We start from the raw sequence: 736 nt of genomic DNA, 5'->3' as shown, positions 1-736 counted from the left end.
GCTAATTGAAAAGCAATTTTGGGGATTTTTTCGTTGTTGGGAGATATTGTTTTTCTAAATCATGGCTCAAACGGCCGATTAATTGAACTTTGTTTAACATCATTTATGGCTCTTTCGATATATTTTTTTTAATTTTTTGATTGCTTTCTCTTTTATATTTGTTACTTGTCTTAAAGTTAAATTTAGTTGTTCAGCAATTTCGGTGTTGGTATAACAGCTTTGGTAATTTTCATGGATATTGCCTAAAGGAATCCCAAAACTTAAATGAATAATTTGGAATTCGGTGGCACTTAATTTCTTTTTCATTTTTTTTAAAAAAAGTTTCTGATGAACTTGTTTTAACCAGTGTTGATGCGGTGTTAATAATAGCGATGTTAAAGGATAATGATCTACCCAACTAACTAAAGTAATTGATTTAGTCATTTTTCGAATGGCTGCGGAAATCGCTTTCCGAAGATGGGGTTTCGCATAAGCTAAAAAATCATAACCTAAATCTTGATAATGATCGAGAGCTTTACTTAAACCACTAATCTCTTCTTGTTCTAAATCGGCTCGATTTAAACAACGCGGATAATATTTAAATTGATAAACTAGTTTTTTGACTAAAGGTAAATGTAATATTATTAATTGTTCGCGTAACTTAAAATTACTTTTATCTTTTAAAAAAAGTAAAAATAATGTTTTTCGATTCATGAGTCCCCCTTTCTAAAAATATTTTAGAAAAGCTGAAGTTTCA

The 736-nt window shown here is 29.2% G+C and carries 1 protein-coding gene and 1 pseudogene; both read right to left on the bottom strand.

Annotated elements, in window-relative coordinates; genetic code table 11:
- Window positions 1-100, bottom strand: a pseudogene (locus B2G44_RS02410) (single-stranded DNA-binding protein); the annotation flags it as partial.
- Complete coding sequence (locus tag B2G44_RS00405; RefSeq protein ID WP_078122891.1) at window positions 100-693, bottom strand: sigma-70 family RNA polymerase sigma factor; 594 nt, start codon at window positions 691-693, stop codon at window positions 100-102. The pseudogene B2G44_RS02410 and the gene B2G44_RS00405, both read right to left, overlap by 1 nt.
- Window positions 694-736 lie beyond the last annotated feature (43 nt).

Origin of the sequence: Candidatus Phytoplasma citri, from assembly GCF_002009625.1 — a bacterium.
GTDB classification, from domain to species: Bacteria; Bacillota_I; Bacilli_A; order Acholeplasmatales; family Acholeplasmataceae; genus Phytoplasma; species Phytoplasma citri.
The sequence above is the reverse complement of the archived record's forward strand: the minus strand, read 5'-3'. Positions and strand labels throughout refer to the sequence as shown.